We start from the raw sequence: 15,896 nt of genomic DNA on the forward strand, positions 1-15,896 counted from the left end.
GCCCAACCCCGTTTCGGGTATTTCTTTGTACATGATTAGACAGGTACGATTTGACAAGAAACAACGGGTGGTCGACGAACTCATCCGGCGCATCGAAAGCGGCCTCATGGAGGACGGCTTTCTGTTGCCGGGCGAGCATCAATTGGCTCAAGAATTCAAAGTCAGCCGCGGCACGCTGCGCGAAGCCCTGGCTGAGTTGAAACGGCGCAACTACATCGCGACGCAAAGCGGGGTGGGTTCCATTGTCACCTTCGACGGCGTGGTGCTCGATCAACGCAGCGGCTGGGCCCAGGCCCTGGCCGACAGCGGGGCGCTGATCAATACCGAAGTGCTGCGGCTGGAGGCGGTCACCCGTCCTGACCTGTTGCCGCGTTTCGGCACCGACCAATTCATCACCCTCGACCGTCGCCGCCGTTCCAACGAAGGCAAACTGGTCTCCCTTGAACGCTCATTGATGCCCGCCACCGGAGGCCTGGAAAGCCTGCCGCGGGTCGGCCTTATCGACAACTCCCTGACCATCACCCTGGCCGCCTACGGCTATATCGGCGAGCGCGGCGATCAATGGATCGGCGCCGAACCCTTGAACGCCGAAGACGCCGAACTGCTCGGTCGTCCGGAGGGCACGGTCTTCCTCAAGGCCTTGCGCACCACTTACGACCGGCAAAACCGCTTCATGGAACAGGTCGAAAGCTTGCTCGATCCGGTGCATTTTCGCCTGCACTTGCAGTTTGGAGAGTCAAAGTGACCGCGCTCAATCGTGCATTGGGCGCGTTCTACGGACTGGCCCTGGGCGATGCCCTGGGCATGCCGACCCAATCCCTGAGCCGCGCCGAGATCAAGGCGCGCTTCGGCGAAATCACTGGCCTGGAAGACGCAGGCCCCGATCAACCGATCGCCGCCAACATGCTCAAAGGCTCGATCACCGATGACACCGAACAGGCGATTCTGGTCGGCCAATTGCTGGTTGAAGGCGAGGGCCGGATCGAACCGTCGCTGCTCGCCCAACGGTTGATCGAATGGGAAGCCGCGATGCAAGCCAAGGGCTCGCAAGACTTGCTCGGCCCTTCGACCAAACGTGCCATCGAGATGATCCTCGCCGGCCACTCGCCGGAAGAAGCGGGGCGCTACGGCACCACCAATGGCGCGGCGATGCGCATCACGCCGGTAGGGATCGCGGCGGATGTCGCTGATCCTGAGCGATTCATCAACGCTGTCGTGCAGGCTTGCCAGGTCACCCACAACACCACGCTGGGCATTTCCAGCGCGGCGGCGGTGGCGGCGGTGGTCTCGGCCGGTATCAACGGCATGGACCTGGGTGAAGCATTGAACCTCGGCCAGCAAATCGCTCTGCAAGCTGAAGGCCGCGGTAACTGGGTGGCCGGCGGACGCATTGCCTCGCGCATCAGTTGGGCGCGGAGCATCAGCGTCGACAGTGACAACGCATTGCTGGCGGATTTGATGTACGACGTGATCGGCACTTCGGTGGCTTCACAGGAATCGGTGGTGGTCTCGTTTGCCTTGGCCCAGCAAGTGGCCATTGGTGAAATGAACGCGTTCGAAGCGCTGTGCATGGCCGCGAGCCTTGGCGGCGACACGGACACCATCGCGGCGATTCTCGGGGCCATGCTCGGGGCCTGCCTGGGCCTTGAGAGTTGGCCGGCGGCGATGATCGACAAGGTCAAAACCGTTAACGATCTGGAGCTTGAACCGTTGGTGCAGGGGCTGTTGGCTCTGCGTTGACCGGGCTGACGCCTTCGCGAGCAAGCCCGCTCCCACACTTGATCTGTGCCATGCCCAAGATTTGTGTGCACAGGAGATCCATGTGGGAGCGGGCTTGCTCGCGAAGGGCGCGCCGCCTACCTGAATTTTTCACCCGCAACGGAAAGCACAAACACGGCCAGGACCGCCGAAATGTTATGTCGTCTTCCGCAATTGCCCACAACCACAACAAAGGCAACAGGAGCATTTCACATGAGTTCATCAAACGCCGGGCAAAGCGCCGGGCAACTGGAAACCCGAGGCATCGAGCCCGTGCCGGAAGCAGAGTGCAACGGTCATCCGCTGCAGCTGTTCTGGGTCTGGTTTGCTGCCAACATCTCCATCCTCGGCCTGCCGCTGGGCGCGACTCTTGTTGCCTTTCGCGGCTTGGCGATCTGGCAGGCGATCATCGTCGCGATTCTCGGGGCTGCCGGTTCCTTCGCCGTGGTCGGGATCATCTCCATTGCCGGTCGCCGTGGTCGCGCACCGAGCCTGACGTTGTCGCGAGCGATCTTCGGTGTACGCGGCAACATCGGCCCGACCCTGGTCTCGCTGATGTCGCGTCTGGGCTGGGAAACCGTCAACACCACCACCGCCGCGTTCGTGTTGCTGTCGCTGTGCTCGATCCTGTTCGGCTCGCCGGTGGAAGCCAAAAGCGCACCCGTGCTGACGCTGATCTTCATTGCGATTTTCGTTCTGCTGACCCTGTCGGTGTCGGGTCTCGGTCACGCCACCTTGCTGGTGATCCAGAAGTGGGCAACCTACGTGTTCGGTGCGCTGAACATTCTGGTCGGCGGTTTCCTCTGCGCCACCATCGACTGGAGCGCGGTGTTCAACGCCACACCGGCCCCGCTGAGCGCAATGATCATCGGCGTCGGCACCATGGCTGCGGGCACCGGGATTGGTTGGGCCAACGCCGGTGCCGACATGTCGCGCTACCAGCACCGCAGCGTCAAAGCCGCACGCCTGGTGGCGTCGGCGGCGTTCGGTGCCGGGATTCCACTGGTGCTGCTGATCACCCTCGGCGGCTTGCTGTCAGTGGGCAACAACGACCTGGCCTCGGCCACCGACCCGATCATCGCGATCCGCGACATGCTGCCGACCTGGATGGCCGTGCCGTACCTGATCACCGCGTTCGGCGGGTTGCTGCTGTCGAACAACCTGTCGGTGTACTCCGCCGGTTTGACCACGCTGACCCTCGGCTTGAAGGTCAAACGCGTCTACGCGGTGGTGGTGGACATCGTCGCGATCTTCGCCGGTTCGATCTATTTCATGCTGATCGCCGACAGTTTCTACGGCCCGTTCATCACTTTCATTTCGCTGCTGGCGGTGCCGATTACCGCGTGGGTCGGGATCTTCGTCGTCGACCTGATCCATCGTCATTACTACAGCCCCAAAGACCTGCTGGACGTCAGCCCGAGCAGCGCTTACTGGTACAGCGGCGGTGTCGAGTGGCGCGCCTTCGGTGCGTGGGCGTTGGCGATCACGCTGGGCTTCAGCTTCACCACCATCGGCACGACCGAACAAACCGTGTGGTTCCGCGGCTTCCTGTCCGACTCCTGGCTGGGCCATAACGGCCTCGGCTGGATCGTGACGTTCCTGGTGGCGGGCGGGATTTACTTTGTACTCGGTGGCGCCAAGGATCGCCGCGCCGCGTTGACCGAGAAAGCTCATGCCTAGATTGCTACACACCGGCCAGGTCATGATCGACCTGGTCATGGCCGTGGATAAACTGCCGCATTCGGGTGGCGACGTGCTGGCGCAATCCGCCAGTTTCGAGGCGGGCGGCGGCTTCAATGTGATGGCTGCCGCCCAGCGCAATGGTTTGCCGGTGGTTTACCTCGGGCGCCACGGCACCGGGCGTTTCGGTGATCTTGCCCGTGAAGCGATGAAAGCTGAAGGCATTCGGATCGGCATCACTCACCGCGCTGAACGGGATACGGGATTGTGCGTCGCGTTGACCGAGGCGTCGGCCGAGCGCAGTTTCATTTCCTATATCGGTGCCGAAGGTGAGCTGGCGGCCGAGGATTTGGCCAGCGTGCCGGCCGAGGCGGGTGACTATGTCTACGTCAGCGGCTACAGCCTGCTGCATGGCGGCAAAGCCCAGGCGCTGGTGGATTGGGTGCTGGATTTGCCGCGTGGAATCAACGTGGTGTTCGATCCGGGCCCGCTGGTGGATTCGCCGGATGAGCCGTTGATGCAAGCCTTGCTGGCGCGCATCGATTTGTGGACCAGCAACAGCGTCGAGGCGCTGAAGTTTACCGGTGCGGCGGACATTGCCGAGGCGTTGGATCGGCTGGCCGATCATCTGCCGGCCAACGTGTTGATAGTGGTGCGTGACGGCCCGCGGGGGTGCTGGATCAGTCAGCGTGGAGACTGCCGGCATGTGCCGGGTTTCAAGGTTGAGGCGGTGGACAGCAATGGCGCGGGTGATGCGCATGCTGGGGTATTTGTGGCCGGGTTGGCGCAAGGATTGTCGGCGAGCGAGGCGGCGCGGCGGGCGAATGCGGCGGCTGCGTTGGCGGTGACTCGCTGGGGGCCGGCGACTTCGCCGGGGACAGCGGAGGTGGATGATTTGATCCGCAAGACCTGCGGCGCCTGATCTATCGCCTTCGCGAGCAAGCCCGCTCCCACATTGGTTTTGTGTACGACACAGATCCCCTGTGGGAGCGGGCTTGCTCGCGAAGGCGGTATCCAACTCAACACAAATCCTGACCTTACCCAGCCTTGCGCAACGCCTCGATCAACTCCTGCTTGCGCATGCCCGACCGTCCCGGAATCTTCTTCGCCCGGGCTTCTTTCATCAAACTGTCGACGGTCTGGGTTTCGCGCGAAGCCTTGCTGTTACGCGAATGACCTTCACGGCTGGCCACCGCACGACGAGCTGATTCCTGGCGATCTTCGGCCTTGGCACTCGCCGGTTTCTTGCGTCCGGACCCACCTTTGCGCTCACCGCCACCCGACTGCTTGTTGACGGTCGCCCAAGCCCGGGCTTCAGCTTCTTCTTTCGAGACACCCTTGTGCTCGTAGCTCTCTTCGATGTGTTCGGCCTTGCGTTTCTGCTCGGCGGTGTACTTGTCTTTACTTCCACGAGGCATGGGATTTCTCCTTCTGCTTGTAGAGTCTCTCAAACGGTCACAGTCGCGCACGACTGCGACCTGATTCGTCTTGTCAAACGTCCAGCTTGCGCGCCGCCTCAACCCCTGCGGCACTGAGTTTGATCGGCAAGTTCAACGAGTGCTCACCGGCCTCGTTGCAGGTCACATGACCCTGTTGGATCAATCCACGATCCTGCAGCGTGGCGAGGGTGCTGGCCACGACTCTCTCCCCCCGGTAATTGTCCAGGACCTCTTTGCCCAAACCGCTTGGATGGGCATGCAGCAGACGGGTCAGGACTTCTTTCTCAAGGTTGTTATCGACGTTCATGGTTACCTCTTCATGGATGTGGATAGGTCCATTTAATTAGACTCCTTATCTGATATTGGTCCGCCCCCGATTTGGATTGGTGCCTGATGAACGACGAACGGTCTAGGCCGCATTTGCGTAGCGAGCCTTGGATCAGCTTTGAATTTCCAGTGTGACGAGCGCTGCTTGCCGACTTAGTATGGCGTTTTCAACTTTTGACGAAGGCACGTCCATGACGATCGAGATCCGCCCGGCGACCCCGAGCGATGCACCGCAAATCCTCGGGTTCATCACCGAACTGGCCGACTACGAACGTGCCCGCCACGAAGTCATCGCCAGCGTCGCCGACATCGAGCGCAGCCTGTTCAGCGAAGGCGCCACCGCCCACGGTCTGATCTGTTTGCGCGACGGCTTGCCGATCGGTTTCGCGGTGTTTTTCTTCAGTTATTCCACGTGGCTCGGCAGCAACTGCCTGTACCTCGAAGACCTCTACATCACCCCTGATCAGCGCGGCGGCGGCGCCGGTAAAACCTTGCTGCGCCACCTGGCGAAAATCGCCTGCGCCAATGATTGCGGTCGATTTGAGTGGAGCGTGCTGGACTGGAATAAACCGGCGATTGAGTTCTACAAGTCGTTGGGTGCGCAGCCGCAGGAAGAGTGGGTTCGATATCGGATGGATGGGGCGGTGTTGCGGGAGTTTGCCGAGGGGCGGTGATCGTTTACCCGCTCTGACTCTGAATAAGTTGTCGGCACCGCTCTAGTCCGGCATTCTGTGCGCACTTTTGCATATTCACGGATGATACCTGCAATGTCTTCGGCATTAATTCATCTCCTGAATTTCGCGACGAATTCGGCTAATAGTTCGAATGTGTCGAAAGCCAATGGCGCGTCGATCTTTACCACCACCTTAAAATTCAACAGCAAGGAGCTTTGACTTGAGTGGAAAACCAGCTGCTCGTGTAACCGACTCAACCTCGTGTCCGTTGCCGGGCCATGGCACCAATCCAATAGTCTCTGGATCACCAGACGTTTTCTTCGATGGTCTTGCCGCTGCCCGCATGACGGATAAATCCGCCTGCGGTAGCCCCATTACTGGTGCAGTATCAGGCACGGTGTTCATCAACGGCCTCAATGCCGCAACCCTCGACAGCACCGGAGGTCACGGCAACGTTGTGGTTGGTGGTTCCGGGACTGTGATCATCGGTTAGAGCGGGGGAGGCGCGGCGTTCAGCAGTTTGCTACCGATGCCAGTGCATTTCACAGACAGATTGCAGGTAGTTAATGAGGCGACCGGCAAGCCGATTCCTTATCACCCCTACACCATTCAGCGTGGTGACGGCAGCGAGGAACATGGCATTACTGATGCGGTTGGCTTCACCCATACCGTCAGTTCCCATTTGGCTGAAACCATTAAATTGTTCGTGGAGTGATAGGGATGTCGGCTGAAGGACTGGCGGCGAAAGAAGAATCACCAAAAAAAAGGGAAGTAAAAACTCACACATTAACGTGTAAGACTGATCAGTCTGTTAAGCAGGTTTCCGTAGCTTTGCGGGACTTGGTTGTGTTTTTTATTGGTGGTGCGGGTGATCAGGAAAGTTATTATGGTACAGGCCCAAATAATAATATTGATTATGTTCGCCGGATCACGGTAGACGACGCAAAGCAATTGGAGATTTTAAAGCGCTGCCCATCCTGGGCGCTCAGTTATAATGCGTTTATAAGTGATGAAGATCTTGAAAAGAATGTGTTGAGTCGGATACCTAATTGCTCTACCGCTATTTATATTGTTGGTCATAGTCTGGGTGGTTGGAATGGTGCCCATCTCTCTAGTGTACTGGCAGACAGAGGGTTCAAAGTAAGGATGTTAATAACACTTGACCCAGTCGGTGAAGGGAAAATCGTCTACGGAATTTCAAGTATTTATAGGCGGGAGCCAAAACCCAAAGCCGACTACTGGGTGAATATTCGGGCTGCTGCGGTCGACTGGAATGTGTCGGATCTGGTCGCAGATTTCGGTGAACAGTGGGAAGTGACACAAGGGCCTGACGTAATGGGGCGGGTGGATATCAACCACGCCGATGCAAACAGGATGTTCGTGCAACCGTTACCGGGCGGTAAGGCAGCTCGGCAAATATTTAATGAGTCGATTTTGAGTTATTTCAGGGAGTGAATCTGGATGCACAAGGTTTTTCTGTTTTTTTTAATAATGATGAGTGCATCCTGTTCTTTAAATCATGGGAAGCCTGTAGCAACACTTGAATATTCCAGTGTCGCGGAACTTCGTAGTACTGGCCTTTACCAGGTTTATTTTACTTCAGATGTGGATGTGCTCCAGTTGTTTAAGTCTAAAATTGGCGAGGGCCTTGTCTGTGCATTAGAAGACGATTTGGATTTTGCTGAGTCGCATCATATAAAAAGATCTGGTTTTGGTTTGGTAGAATCTGTGCCAGGAGACTTATCTTTGCGATATCGGGCAAATGTCATTTTTAGTGAGTCGGCAAACGGGAAAGGAGGGGAGAACTATCTGGAGGGTGAAACCTTGGCTCCGCTTTTGAGGAAACGTGATTTTATCTCATGTGTGTTTAGAGTTCACACCACTACGTACAAAACGTACTTCTCAAAGGTCATGCGCATACCAACCAAGGAGCTTTTGAAGGCGGTTGTTAAACAGTAAAAGCGCGCATCTCTGACTCGAACATACGCAGGAAACGTACTCGTTCAATTACTGAATTCCCACTTACCGCTAACCAAACCATCGAGTGTTTGCCGCACAGTGATCTTGAAAGCCCCGGCGCTTCCTTCATCGAAGGCCGCTCTCCACGCCGCGTACCCCTGATTGAAATCCGGAATCTCTGCAGTTTCGCCAATGCGATGGGTGATGCTGCGTTCCAGGGCTTTTGCCTGGAAGGGCAAGTGAGGCATGTCGTTGAACTCATTGCCTGTCACCGGATTGATCATCCGAAAGCCATCGACCCTGATGTGAACGACCTTGCCCAGTTTCGGATAATTTTCGATTTTCAGGATCGTCAGTGTCGATACGTCCTCACCCGGTCGGTTTTTGTAGGCCCAGATATCGCCCACCTTCAAGTCTTTCGATGCGCTGAATGCCGCTATGGACCAGAGCACGCCGCATAACAGCAGAGCCTTTGAAGCAATCTTCATTTTTCTTCCTTGAATGGGTGTACGGCAGCAATGGCCCGGCATTTTAAAGCGTCGCCGTAGAAAAACTTGTCACACTTGTATATCCCACAATATGGGAGTGATATTTATATATTGAGATTTGGGCGCGTCCGGGTTTATAGTCCAGCTCACTCACTGCCAATAAACAAAACAGGTGAAGCGATGCTGGCGCAATTGATCGCGCTCGATTGGGGGACAACCTCATTACGTGCTTACAAACTCGCCGCGGGTGGCCAGGTACTCGAACAGCGTTCGCTGTCGTCGGGGATCATGCAGCTGCCCAAGACGCCGCGAATGATCGCGGGTCAGGAATGTGCCGACGGTTTTGAACTGGCCTTCGATGAGGCCTGCGGTGACTGGCTGGACGCGCAGCCCGATTTGCCGGTGATTGCTTGTGGCATGGTCGGCAGCGCACAAGGCTGGCGTGAAGCGGCCTACCGCGATACGCCGGCGAACGTTGCCAATCTCGGAATTTCCCTACAAACGGTTCGCAGTCTTCGCAGTGTCGATGTGCATATCGTGCCGGGCGTGATTCAGCGGTCTCGCTTGCCAAACGTGATGCGCGGCGAAGAAACCCAAGTGCTCGGTGTCCTGCAGAATCTACCGGGCGAGGCGGGCAACGATGTGTTGATCGGCCTGCCGGGCAGTCATTCGAAATGGGTGGAAGTGGCCGACGGCTGCATCGTGCATTTCGATACCTTCATGACCGGCGAAGTCTTCGCTGTGCTCAGCGAACACAGCATTCTGGGGCGCACCCAGCAAAAGGGCGCGTCCTTCGATGGCCACGCCTTTGATCGTGGTGTGCAGGTGGCCCTGTCGGCGGATGGCGAGATCGGGCCGTTGTCGACATTGTTCAGTGCCCGCAGCCTCGGGTTGACTGGCGAGCTCAGCGCCACCGCCCAACCGGATTACTTGTCCGGTCTGTTGATCGGCCATGAACTGTCAGCGTTGGCGACTGTTCAGCGACGGCGACGCAACAGCGTTCATCTGCCTTCGATCGTCCTCATCGGTAATGCCCAACTCTGTGCCCGCTACAGCCGGGCACTCGACGCCTGTGGATTTGCCCGGGTGACCCTCGCCGAACAAGCCACCGAACGCGGCTTGTGGCAGTTGGCGGTTGCCGCCGGACTGATCACACCCAACCCATCCCGTTAAACCTGACTGGAGGTCTGACATGCTCAAGCAAGCATTGGCGCAAAACGGTCTGATCGCGATTTTGCGTGGCCTGCGCCCGCAAGAAGCGGCAGCCATCGGCGAAGTGCTTTACGCCGCCGGATTTCGCGTCATCGAAGTGCCGCTTAATTCCCCTGAGCCGTACGAAAGTATCCGCATCCTGCGCAGTACCTTGCCCGCCGATTGCCTGATCGGTGCCGGCACGGTGTTGACGCCGGAGCAGGTCGAGCAAGTGAAAGCGGCGGGCGGTCAGGTGATCGTCATGCCGCACAGCGATGCCAAGGTGTTGCGTGCTGCGAAAGCGGCGGGGTTGTTCTTGTCGCCGGGTGTGGCGACGCCGACTGAAGCCTTTGCGGCATTGGCCGAAGGGGCGGACGTGCTGAAGATGTTCCCGGCCGAGCAGATGGGCCCGGCAGTCGTCAAAGCCTGGCTCGCGGTGCTGCCAGCGGGAACGATTCTGGCGCCGGTCGGCGGGATCACGCCGGACAACATGCAGGTGTTTATCGACGCGGGCGTCAAAGGCTTCGGCCTCGGTTCCGGATTGTTCAAACCGGGCATGACGGCTGACGAAGTAGCGGTACGCGCGAAGGCGTATGTCGCTGCCTGGAATGCATTGCGTTAAGTATTTTTGGCGCTGCGAGCGCTGCATCTAATAAGAGAGGCAATAGATGAAAATCACCAAACTAACCACCTTCATCGTTCCGCCGCGCTGGTGCTTCCTCAAGATTGAAACCGACGAGGGCGTGACCGGTTGGGGCGAGCCCGTAGTCGAAGGCCGCGCTCACACTGTCGCCGCTGCCGTTGAAGAATTGTCCGACTACCTGATCGGCAAAGACCCACGCAACATCGAAGACATCTGGACCGTGCTTTACCGCGGCGGCTTCTACCGGGGCGGCGCGATCCACATGAGCGCGCTGGCCGGTATCGACCAGGCGTTGTGGGACATCAAGGGCAAAGCGCTGGGTGTGTCGGTCAGCGATCTGCTGGGCGGTCAGGTGCGGGACAAAATTCGCGTCTATTCGTGGATCGGCGGCGACCGCCCGGCGGACACCGCTCGCGCTGCAAAAGAAGCCGTCGAACGTGGTTTCACTGCAGTGAAAATGAACGGCACCGAAGAGCTGCAATTCCTCGACTCCTTCGAGAAAGTCGACCTGGCCCTAGCCAACGTCGCCGCCGTGCGTGATGCGGTGGGTCCGAACGTCGGCATTGGTGTGGACTTCCATGGCCGGGTGCACAAGCCCATGGCCAAGGTGCTGATGAAGGAACTCGATCCGTACAAATTGATGTTCATCGAAGAGCCGGTGCTCAGCGAAAACTACGAAGCGCTGAAAGAATTGGCGCCGCTGACCAGCACCCCGATTGCTCTTGGCGAGCGGCTGTTCTCGCGCTGGGATTTCAAGCGTGTGCTCAGTGAAGGTTACGTCGATATCATCCAGCCGGACGCGTCTCACGCCGGCGGCATCACCGAAACCCGCAAGATCGCCAACATGGCCGAAGCCTACGACGTGGCGCTGGCGCTGCACTGCCCGTTGGGGCCGATTGCACTGGCGGCGTGTTTGCAGCTGGATGCGGTTTGCTACAACGCGTTCATCCAGGAGCAGAGCCTGGGCATTCATTACAACGAGAGCAATGACCTGCTGGATTACGTCAAGGATCCGCGGGTGTTCGACTATGACAAAGGCTTCGTGAAAATCCCCAACGGCCCGGGCCTGGGGATCGAGATCAACGAGGAATACGTCATCGAACGCGCGAAGGTCGGCCACCGCTGGCGCAACCCGATCTGGCGCCATGCCGATGGCAGTTTTGCCGAGTGGTGAGTGATCTCTGACCCCACACAAAACCCCTGTGGGAGCGGGCTTGCTCGCGAAAGCGGTGTGTCAGTCGACATCAATGTTAAATGGTCAACCGCCTTCGCGAGCAAGCCCGCTCCCACAAGGGTGCAGTGCAAGCCTTTACATCGACCTCAATAAACATAAGAAGAGGCACTCCTCATGCAACCGCAAACCCTCACCGGGCAGGCGTCGTTGGTGACGCCCAGTCGCAAGCGTTTTTTCATCATGGTGCTGCTGTTCATCACCGTGGTGATCAACTACCTGGACCGCAGCAACCTGTCCATCGCCGCCCCGGCACTCACCAGCGAACTGGGTATCGATCCGATCCACGTCGGGCTGATTTTCTCCGCGTTCGGCTGGACCTACGCCGCCATGCAAATCCCCGGCGGCTGGCTGGTGGATCGGGTTCCACCACGGATTCTTTACAGCGTCGCATTGCTGCTGTGGTCGATCGCCACCGTCATGCTCGGCTTTGCCGCCAGCTTCATCGCGCTGTTTGTGTTGCGCATGGCAGTCGGTGCACTGGAAGCCCCGGCCTACCCGATCAACAGCCGTGTGGTCACCACCTGGTTTCCCGAGCGTGAACGCGCCACGGCCATTGGTTTCTATACCTCCGGGCAGTTCGTCGGTCTGGCGTTCCTGACGCCGGTATTGGCCTGGCTGCAGCATCAATATGGCTGGCACATGGTGTTTGTCAGCACCGGTGCGGTGGGCATTCTCTGGGCAGTGATCTGGTACGCGGTGTATCGCGAGCCACGGGATTTCAAAGGCGCCAATGACGCCGAAATCGACCTGATCCGCGAGGGTGGCGGGCTGGTGGATATCCAGGCTGAACAAGCCAAAGTCAAAGCCAAATTCAGCTGGATCGACCTCGGCATCGTTCTGACCAAGCGCAAGTTGTGGGGCATCTACCTCGGCCAGTTCTGCCTCAACTCGACGTTGTGGTTTTTTCTGACGTGGTTCCCGACCTACCTGGTGAAATATCGCGGTATGGACTTCATCAAGTCCGGCCTGTTGGCGTCGCTACCGTTTCTTGCCGCCTTCGTCGGTGTGCTCTGTTCGGGGTTCTTTTCCGACTGGCTGATCCGCCGCGGCTACACCGTGGGTTTCGCCCGCAAGTTGCCGATCATTGGCGGCCTGCTGATTTCCACTTCGATCATCGGCGCCAACTTCGTCGAGTCGACACCGCTGGTGATTGCCTTCCTCGCGTTGGCGTTCTTCGGTAACGGGCTGGCTTCGATCACCTGGTCGCTGGTGTCAACGTTGGCCCCGGCGCGATTGCTCGGGTTGACCGGCGGGGTGTTCAACTTCATCGGCAACCTGTCGGCGATTACCACGCCGATCGTCATCGGGTTCCTGGCTACCGGTGATTCGTTCGCTCCGGCGATCACCTATATCTCGGTTTTGGCGTTGATTGGCGCACTTTCCTACATCTTGCTGGTCGGCAAAGTCGAGCGTATCAAGTTGTAGTTGCGGCATGCGGGCGACCATAATGCCGCCCGTTCACTCGCTCAACGGTAAAGGCTGGATATGCAGGAAGACGCCCCAAAAATCGCCAAGGACGCCGCACCGACCGGTACCCAGACACTGCTTCGTGGTTTGGGTGTGGTTCAGGCCGTGGCCAGTGGTGCCCGCGATCTCAAGGAGATCGCCCGGCTGATCGGCACGACGCGCAGCACCACTCATCGTCTAGCCAGTTGTCTGGTGGACGAGCGTTATCTGCGTGTGGTGCCGCAAGTCGGTTATCTGTTGGGGCCGAAGTTGATCGAGCTGGGCTTCCAGGCGCGTGAAGAATTGCCGCTGGTGACATTGGCCGGGCCGTATCTGGATGAATTGTCGGCGTTGACCGGCGACACCATTCACCTGGCGATTCGTGAAGGTGACGAGGTGCTGTACCTGCACAAGAATCCGGGGCGCAATGGCCCTGAAATGCGTTCGCGGGTCGGCCATCGCATGCCGTTGGCGCGCACCGGGATTGGCAAGGCGCTGATGCTCGATGACACGCAGGCAGAATGGCAGCGGCTGTACGAAATCAGCTTGCCGGCGGGTGGGAAAAATCAGTTCTGGCCACAGCACCCGGAGCAGTCCTGGGAGCAGTTTCAGCAGCGCATGGTCGAGTATGTGGCGGGCGGTTATGCGTTCGATCTGGAAGACAACGAACCGTCGATCCGCTGTGTGGCGGCGCCGATCCGTGATGCCAGCAAGCGCATCGTTGCCGGCATCAGCATCGCCAGCACCGTGCCGTATATGCCGCTGGAGAAAATGGCCGAGCTGATTCCCCTGATCAAAGGGGTCACGGCTCGGCTTTCGGCGGAGCTTGGCGCGAAAGTCTGATTAGACTTTCAACGTCGCCATGTCGATGACGAAGCGGTACTTCACGTCACCCGCGATCATGCGGGCGTAAGCCTCGTTGATCTGGCGGATGTCGAGCATTTCGATGTCGCAGGTGATGTTGTGTTCGGCGCAGAAATCCAGCACTTCCTGGGTTTCGGCAATGCCGCCGATCAGCGAGCCGGCCAGCACACGACGGCCCAATACCAGTTTGGCAGCGTGGACCGGTGGGGCGATCGGTTCAATCAAACCCACCAGAATGTGCACACCGTCGAAACGCAGGGTATCGAGGTAGGGATTGAGGTCGTGCTGCACCGGAATGGTATCCAGCAGGAAGTCGAAATGTCCTGCGGCGGCCTTCATCTGTTCGGCATCGGTGGACACGATCACGTGGTCCGCACCCTGGCGACGACCTTCTTCAGCCTTGCTCGCCGAGCGGGTGAACAGCGTGACTTCGGCGCCCATCGCCTTGGCGAACTTGATGCCCATGTGGCCGAGGCCGCCCATGCCGAGAATCCCGACCTTGTCACCCGCCTTCACGCCATAGTGCTTGAGTGGCGAATAGGTGGTGATGCCGGCGCAGAGAATCGGCGCGGCGCTGGCCGGGTCGAGTTTCTCGGGGATGCGCACCACGAAGTGTTCGCTGACCACGATGCTGTCGGAATAGCCGCCCATGGTGTTGCTGCCATCGACGCGGTCCGGGGTGGCGTAGGTCATGGTCGGACCTTCAAGGCAGTATTGCTCGAGGTTCGACTGGCAGGCTTCGCAGCTGCGGCACGAGTCGACCATGCAGCCGACACCGACCAGATCGCCGACTTTATGTTGGGTGACGTTCGCACCGACGGCGGTAACTTTGCCTACGATCTCGTGGCCGGGCATCAGTGGGTAAACGGCAATGCCCCACTCGTTGCGTGCTTGATGGATGTCGGAATGGCAGACGCCGCAGTAGAGAATATCGATCGCAACGTCGTCAGCACGTGGGGTGCGGCGCTCGAATTTCACGGGGGCGAGGGGAGTGGTGGCCGACTGGGCGGCGTATCCGATGGCGGTGTACATGATGAACCTCGCAAAAGCTGTGACGGGTGAGGTGGCGCATTCTGGGCGCCGCACCGGCCACCGGCCATGGCGATTCCTCCGGGTGTCATGCCTAATCCTCCGGCATCAGCCTTCAATGGGTCGTATTGGCCATCAGACCTGCGATGATGCTTTCATCCCTAATCCGCGACATTTTTTTGTGAAGAGCCCTCATGTTGTTGACCCGTCATCTGGATGCCAATGCCACGCTGGTTTCGCTGATTCAGCCTTTGACTAATCGCGACGGTTTCGCTTCCACGGCGTTGCCGGGTGTGCAGGTTTTGCGGGCCAGTTGTGATGTGGCTCGCGGCCCGCAGATTTACGAGCCGAGTCTGGTCATCATCGCCCAAGGCAGCAAACTGGCGTATCTGGGGCCGCGTACGCTGGAGTACGGCGCCGGGCATTATTTGATTCAGGCATTGCCGGTGCCGTTCGAATGCGAGACGTTTTCAGCCCCCGATGGCCCGATGCTGGGTGTTTCCATCGCCATTGACCGGGTGTTGCTCGGTGAGTTGGTCTTGGCCATGGGGCTGGTGCCGGGGCGTAATATTGCGGCGCAAACGCCAGCGTCCATGACCTCGGCGGTGCTCGACGATGCGATGCGTGGTTGTGTTGAACGGCTGCTGCGTTGCCTGCACGATCCGCTGGAATGCCAGGTCATGGGGCAGGCGCGATTGCGTGAGTTGTTGTTCGTCGCCTTGCGCGGGCCGCAAGCCGATGTGCTGCGGGCGCTGGTCGAGCAGCAGGGGCAATTCGCCCGGATCGCGGCGTCGCTCAGCCATCTGCATGCGCATTACACCGAGCCGCTGAATGTCGAGACCCTGGCCAGTTGCGCGAACATGAGTGCGTCGACCTTTCATGAGCATTTCAAGCGCAGCACCTTGTTGTCGCCAGTGCAGTACTTGAAGCGCTTGCGTTTGCTCAAGGCGCAGACGTTGCTGGTGGCCGAAGGTCTGGGTGTGGCGCAGGTGGCGCATCGGGTCGGGTATCAAAGTACGTCGCAGTTCAGTCGCGAATACAAGCGCTACTTCGAGCGTAGTCCCGGTGACGAACGCGCTGCTTGATACACCACGAATCCCCATGTGGGAGCGGGCTTGCTCGCGAATGCGGTGGGTCAGTCGACTTAACGGGTGACTGATGCAC

17 protein-coding genes and 1 pseudogene are annotated in these 15,896 nt (G+C 58.8%); 14 read left to right on the forward strand and 4 right to left on the reverse strand.

Features of this window, described 5'->3' with window-relative positions; translation table 11 throughout:
* Positions 1-31: 31 nt before the first annotated feature.
* From KGB03_RS00005 to KGB03_RS00020, 4 genes are all read left to right on the forward strand, one after another.
* Complete coding sequence (locus tag KGB03_RS00005) at positions 32-745, forward strand: GntR family transcriptional regulator (protein ID WP_008152295.1); 714 nt, start codon at positions 32-34, stop codon at positions 743-745.
* Positions 742-1,740, forward strand: a complete 999-nt coding sequence (locus KGB03_RS00010; RefSeq protein WP_223525822.1) for an ADP-ribosylglycohydrolase family protein — start codon at positions 742-744, stop codon at positions 1,738-1,740. The genes KGB03_RS00005 and KGB03_RS00010 overlap by 4 nt, the downstream gene beginning before the upstream one ends.
* A 231-nt stretch (positions 1,741-1,971) precedes the next feature.
* The gene (locus KGB03_RS00015) at positions 1,972-3,438 is read left to right on the forward strand and encodes a purine-cytosine permease family protein (RefSeq protein ID WP_223525823.1); all 1,467 of its coding nucleotides are present in this window, start codon (positions 1,972-1,974) and stop codon (positions 3,436-3,438) included.
* Positions 3,431-4,360, forward strand: a complete 930-nt coding sequence (locus KGB03_RS00020; protein WP_223525824.1) for a PfkB family carbohydrate kinase — start codon at positions 3,431-3,433, stop codon at positions 4,358-4,360. Before KGB03_RS00015 ends, KGB03_RS00020 begins: the two co-directional genes overlap by 8 nt.
* Positions 4,361-4,475: 115 nt before the next feature.
* Here KGB03_RS00020 and KGB03_RS00025 read toward each other — a convergent pair whose 3' ends face one another.
* Both KGB03_RS00025 and KGB03_RS00030 read right to left on the reverse strand, forming a co-directional pair.
* Positions 4,476-4,856 carry a Rho termination factor N-terminal domain-containing protein gene (locus tag KGB03_RS00025; RefSeq protein ID WP_223525825.1) on the reverse strand — a complete coding sequence of 127 codons (381 nt, stop codon included), beginning with the start codon at positions 4,854-4,856 and terminating at the stop codon, positions 4,476-4,478.
* Between the two features lie 73 nt (positions 4,857-4,929).
* Positions 4,930-5,184, reverse strand: a complete 255-nt coding sequence (locus tag KGB03_RS00030; protein ID WP_111451795.1) for a hypothetical protein — start codon at positions 5,182-5,184, stop codon at positions 4,930-4,932.
* A 211-nt stretch (positions 5,185-5,395) separates the two neighbouring features.
* On the opposite strand from KGB03_RS00030, the gene KGB03_RS00035 reads away from it, so the two are divergent.
* The 4 genes and pseudogenes from KGB03_RS00035 to KGB03_RS00050 all read left to right on the forward strand — a co-directional run bounded on the left by KGB03_RS00035 (position 5,396) and on the right by KGB03_RS00050 (position 7,837).
* Positions 5,396-5,878 (forward strand): GNAT family N-acetyltransferase, encoded by a 483-nt coding sequence (locus KGB03_RS00035; protein WP_111451798.1) that lies wholly within the window; start codon positions 5,396-5,398, stop codon positions 5,876-5,878.
* A gap of 220 nt (positions 5,879-6,098) precedes the next feature.
* Positions 6,099-6,593, forward strand: a pseudogene (locus KGB03_RS00040) (PAAR domain-containing protein).
* A 5-nt stretch (positions 6,594-6,598) separates the two neighbouring features.
* Entirely contained in the window at positions 6,599-7,333 is a 735-nt protein-coding gene (locus tag KGB03_RS00045) for an alpha/beta hydrolase (RefSeq protein WP_223525826.1), read from the forward strand.
* Between the two features lie 6 nt (positions 7,334-7,339).
* Entirely contained in the window at positions 7,340-7,837 is a 498-nt protein-coding gene (locus KGB03_RS00050) for a hypothetical protein (RefSeq protein WP_223525827.1), read from the forward strand.
* A gap of 44 nt (positions 7,838-7,881) precedes the next feature.
* On the opposite strand, the gene KGB03_RS00055 is transcribed toward KGB03_RS00050, so the two are convergent.
* Positions 7,882-8,325: a hypothetical protein gene (locus tag KGB03_RS00055; protein ID WP_223525828.1), complete on the reverse strand. Its 444-nt coding sequence runs from the start codon at positions 8,323-8,325 to the stop codon at positions 7,882-7,884.
* Positions 8,326-8,505: 180 nt separating this feature from the next.
* Between KGB03_RS00055 and KGB03_RS00060 the strand changes: the two genes are divergently transcribed.
* The 5 genes from KGB03_RS00060 to KGB03_RS00080 all read left to right on the forward strand — a co-directional run bounded on the left by KGB03_RS00060 (position 8,506) and on the right by KGB03_RS00080 (position 13,682).
* Entirely contained in the window at positions 8,506-9,498 is a 993-nt protein-coding gene (locus KGB03_RS00060) for a 2-dehydro-3-deoxygalactonokinase (RefSeq protein ID WP_223525829.1), read from the forward strand.
* 19 nt (positions 9,499-9,517) lie between these two features.
* Complete coding sequence (locus tag KGB03_RS00065; RefSeq protein WP_218537689.1) at positions 9,518-10,138, forward strand: 2-dehydro-3-deoxy-6-phosphogalactonate aldolase; 621 nt, start codon at positions 9,518-9,520, stop codon at positions 10,136-10,138.
* 46 nt (positions 10,139-10,184) lie between these two features.
* Positions 10,185-11,333 carry a galactonate dehydratase gene (dgoD, locus tag KGB03_RS00070; RefSeq protein WP_192410981.1) on the forward strand — a complete coding sequence of 383 codons (1,149 nt, stop codon included), beginning with the start codon at positions 10,185-10,187 and terminating at the stop codon, positions 11,331-11,333.
* Positions 11,334-11,507: 174 nt separating this feature from the next.
* Positions 11,508-12,818 carry an MFS transporter gene (locus KGB03_RS00075; protein WP_056745425.1) on the forward strand — a complete coding sequence of 437 codons (1,311 nt, stop codon included), beginning with the start codon at positions 11,508-11,510 and terminating at the stop codon, positions 12,816-12,818.
* A 60-nt stretch (positions 12,819-12,878) separates the two neighbouring features.
* On the forward strand, positions 12,879-13,682 hold the full coding sequence (locus KGB03_RS00080) for an IclR family transcriptional regulator (RefSeq protein WP_192410980.1): 804 nt from the start codon (positions 12,879-12,881) through the stop codon (positions 13,680-13,682).
* Here the strand turns inward: KGB03_RS00080 and KGB03_RS00085 are convergent, their stop codons facing one another.
* The gene (locus KGB03_RS00085) at positions 13,683-14,735 is read right to left on the reverse strand and encodes an NAD(P)-dependent alcohol dehydrogenase (RefSeq protein WP_223525830.1); all 1,053 of its coding nucleotides are present in this window, start codon (positions 14,733-14,735) and stop codon (positions 13,683-13,685) included.
* Between the two features lie 191 nt (positions 14,736-14,926).
* On the opposite strand from KGB03_RS00085, the gene KGB03_RS00090 reads away from it, so the two are divergent.
* Entirely contained in the window at positions 14,927-15,817 is an 891-nt protein-coding gene (locus tag KGB03_RS00090; protein WP_192410978.1) for an AraC family transcriptional regulator, read from the forward strand.
* Positions 15,818-15,896 lie beyond the last annotated feature (79 nt).

The sequence above is a fragment of the Pseudomonas sp. BF-B-26 genome (assembly GCF_019956495.1).
GTDB lineage: Bacteria > Pseudomonadota > Gammaproteobacteria > Pseudomonadales > Pseudomonadaceae > Aquipseudomonas.